The organism is Accumulibacter sp., from assembly GCF_032229525.1.
In the GTDB taxonomy this organism is placed as follows: domain Bacteria; phylum Pseudomonadota; class Gammaproteobacteria; order Burkholderiales; family Rhodocyclaceae; genus Accumulibacter.
The window spans coordinates 1-2,825 of record NZ_JAVTWB010000066.1; the positions used below are offsets into that span (position 1 = coordinate 1).

The window sequence follows — 2,825 nt, forward strand, 5'->3', positions numbered from 1 at the left end:
GGGCGCTGTGCCGGTACCGGGCACCTTGCCGCTGCTGCTCACTGCCCTCCTCGGTCTGGGCTGGGCGGGAAGACGGCAGCAGGGATAACCCACCGCCACGCGGCCGTCTTCCGGCATGTGCCGGCGGAGATCTGCGAGAACTGCGGCGAAGCGTTTCATGACGAGTCGGTAGCAGCAGCGCTGCTGGATCAAGCGCGGCAGGCCGCTGCGGCCGGCGTGGAAATCGACGTGCGGCACTTTGCCGTGGCGGCGTAAGCCTCGTGGCGCCACGGGCGGCAGACCGGGAGCAGGCGCTCGCGCAGCTTCCAGCGCCTGACCGCGATGGACGCCGATCAGGCTTTCTTGCGACCGTGCCAGACTTATGCACTTCCAGGCGTTGGGGCTCTATATTCGCCTTGGCCGGATTACACCGAGGTGCACCATCCTGCAGTGTAAGGACAACCCCGGTCTTGACGCCCGCCTTTCCATACGCCCAAGGTGAAGCCATGGCCGACCCCGACAGGTTCCATTCCATCGAGAAGACCACGCGCGCTGCCACCGCCTGTGACCGAGGCCCAAACGCCGCGAACGCTTCCAAGGCGAGAGCGGCGACGGCGAGCAACACCCGACTTGACCTTGACCGCATCCGCGTCGCAGCCAATCCGACGACAAGCGCACTGGTCGAGGCTGGCGGCCTGAACGATCCGACCAAGGAAGTTGGACCGTCTAAGGATCGCAAGGTGAAGGCGTGAAGCTGGTTTTTCGTCAACACGCGGTGCAGCGGATGTTCGAACGTGGGATCTCGACGGTCGACATTCGCTCGGCGCTGGAAACGGGCCAAGTGATCAAGGAATACAACGACGACACGCCCTATCCGAGCGCACTGCTGCTGGGCTACATCGACCAGGGTCCACTGCATGTGGTTCTATGCGGACAACGAGATCGACGGCGAGCGCATCATCGTGACGGCCTACGAGCCCGACCCCAGCTTATGGACCAATGACTTCTCGCAAAGGAGAGCAAAGTGAGATGCCCCATCTGCAAGCACGGCGAAACCCATGCCGGTGAAGCAACCGTGACGCTTGAGCGTAGCGGCACGGCAATCGTCTTCCGGCATGTGCCGGCGGAGATTTGCGAGAACTGCGGCGAAGCGTTTCATGACGAGTCGGTAACTGCGGCGCTACTGGATCAAGCGGGGCAAGCCGCTGCGGCCGGCGTGGAAATTGACGTGCGGCGCTTTGCCGTGGCGGCTTGATCCTCGCGGCGCCAAGGGCGGCAAACGGGAGCAGGCGCTCACGCAGCTTCGAGCGCCCGACCGCATCCGCCGCCTGAAACTGCCTGCCGGTGTGGCGCAGGCCGTCCTTCGGGAAACCGCCGCGCCGCCTGCAGACGACGATTGACCAGGGGATTGACCCGAAGGAGCGCCGAGAAGGAGCGCCGATTGATGACGCCGAAAGAGGATTTGATTGCCTGGATGCGGGAGAATCCGCGCGAGCCCGCTGGCTGGCTTGAGGTTTGCAACCGGCTGGCAAATGGGCTTGAGATGGATCTTGCCTGGCCGGGTTTGTTGGCCGCCGGCGCCACGCCGAGATACATCTTCGGCATGGTGATTTTGTGTGTGAAAGACTCTGCCCGCGACGTGCGGCGCGTCCCAAGCAAGCAAGAGGCTGCTGATTTGCAGGCGGTAAAGACTGCCATCGACCGGCTACTCGACGCCGTAAGTCGAGCACAACTGCTGAACGAAGGCGCGTCGTTTGTCGACATGGGCATTCCGACGAGCGCCCCCGTAATGCTCGCGTGGACCGATGAGTTCGACGGCAATCTGACGAAAGGCGGTTTTCATTCCGTCAGCCTGCCCAGCCTGTTACGGCTGCTGAAATCGCAGTGTGACGACCCCCGCCCGGCAAATGCGATAACGCGACAAACCGGCCGAACGGATAAGCCACGCGTCCGTGCTTTTGTCCGGCGACTGTCGGCCTTCTTCGTTCGGGACTTCGGCAAACCAATGCCCGAGAATGTGGCGAGGATTGCCGCCGCCGTTTTCCGACTGGCCGAGCCGATAAGCGGCCGCGAGGTGGAAAAGATTCTGGAAGATCTGTCTTCCAAGAACTAATTTTCAGAATCGCTGTTTTCAGCCAGGATCGTCGATTGTGTGACTCTGGCTACTTGGTGGCTAGGCGAAGCCAGAAAGCAGGAAGCCAATAGGCTCTCGCTGGCGAACCGCTTGATTTGTCTGGAGGCGCGACCCAGAGTCGAACTGGGCTGAACGGATTTGCAATCCGCATTTTCTATTTAAAACCATATAGTTACGAAATCGCTACCACTAACGCTGATTTTCACTGTTTTTTTCCGCCTTGCTCGCCAACGAGATCTCTTGAATACGCCGACTCGCACATAGCAAGCGCGTTGTTCAGTCGCTCGCCAACTTTCCGGTTCTTGCCTTCAGGCTCCGCTCACGGCTCTGAATTGAAGGTTCCACTAGCCACCAGGGTCACCGAATCTACGGTGGCGAAAGCTTCCACGACTTCTCAGAACATCGATGGGCGCGGCTGGCGGTCGCTGTAGGTAAGTCAGCTTTGCTCACCAGCCCTTCGATCCAGTCGGACGCATAGTCGAGCTACCCACTGTCAGTTGTCAACGAGGCCCCTACTCTCTGATCGTTTCCTCTGGCGACTGGCCCGAAAGCGCGCGCGACGCCGCATCGAGATCGATCCCGTCACTCGGTGGCTGCCCGTCACGGCACAGATTGAGCTCGTACCGAACGGCAAATGGGACCCGCTTGCCGTCCTGTGTCGGCACGTCGTCCTGGATCAGCGTCGCCTCCAGGCGAGCACAACCTGCTTCGG

General features: G+C 61.2%; 6 protein-coding genes, 1 tRNA gene and 1 pseudogene. 6 read left to right on the forward strand and 2 right to left on the reverse strand.

Features of this window, described 5'->3' with window-relative positions; all coding sequences use genetic code 11:
* The first annotated feature begins 7 nt into the window (after nt 1-7).
* The 6 genes from RUW20_RS21630 to RUW20_RS04315 all read left to right on the forward strand — a co-directional run bounded on the left by RUW20_RS21630 (nt 8) and on the right by RUW20_RS04315 (nt 2,092).
* Nucleotides 8-88, forward strand: coding sequence for a PEP-CTERM sorting domain-containing protein (locus RUW20_RS21630; protein WP_409559298.1), 81 nt, complete (start codon nt 8-10; stop codon nt 86-88).
* Entirely contained in the window at nt 85-255 is a 171-nt protein-coding gene (locus RUW20_RS04295; RefSeq protein WP_409559299.1) for a YgiT-type zinc finger protein, read from the forward strand. The genes RUW20_RS21630 and RUW20_RS04295 overlap by 4 nt, the downstream gene beginning before the upstream one ends.
* A 230-nt stretch (nt 256-485) precedes the next feature.
* Nucleotides 486-731 (forward strand): hypothetical protein, encoded by a 246-nt coding sequence (locus tag RUW20_RS04300; RefSeq protein WP_313950964.1) that lies wholly within the window; start codon nt 486-488, stop codon nt 729-731.
* On the forward strand, nt 728-982 hold the full coding sequence (locus RUW20_RS04305; RefSeq protein ID WP_313950965.1) for a DUF4258 domain-containing protein: 255 nt from the start codon (nt 728-730) through the stop codon (nt 980-982). The genes RUW20_RS04300 and RUW20_RS04305 overlap by 4 nt, the downstream gene beginning before the upstream one ends.
* A gap of 21 nt (nt 983-1,003) precedes the next feature.
* Nucleotides 1,004-1,234, forward strand: coding sequence for a type II toxin-antitoxin system MqsA family antitoxin (locus RUW20_RS04310; protein ID WP_313950966.1), 231 nt, complete (start codon nt 1,004-1,006; stop codon nt 1,232-1,234).
* A 189-nt stretch (nt 1,235-1,423) separates the two neighbouring features.
* Nucleotides 1,424-2,092, forward strand: coding sequence for a hypothetical protein (locus tag RUW20_RS04315; RefSeq protein ID WP_313950967.1), 669 nt, complete (start codon nt 1,424-1,426; stop codon nt 2,090-2,092).
* Nucleotides 2,093-2,213: 121 nt separating this feature from the next.
* Here the strand turns inward: RUW20_RS04315 and RUW20_RS04320 are convergent.
* Nucleotides 2,214-2,300, reverse strand: a tRNA-Cys gene (locus tag RUW20_RS04320).
* Between the two features lie 325 nt (nt 2,301-2,625).
* Nucleotides 2,626-2,825: pseudogene (locus RUW20_RS04325) on the reverse strand (hypothetical protein); the annotation flags it as partial.

Coding starts and splice junctions, on each gene's coding strand:
- RUW20_RS04315 (WP_313950967.1), top strand. CDS start 1,424: ATGACGCCGAAAGAGGATTTGATTGCCTGGATGCGGGAGAATCCGCGC.
- RUW20_RS04300 (WP_313950964.1), top strand. CDS start 486: ATGGCCGACCCCGACAGGTTCCATTCCATCGAGAAGACCACGCGCGCT.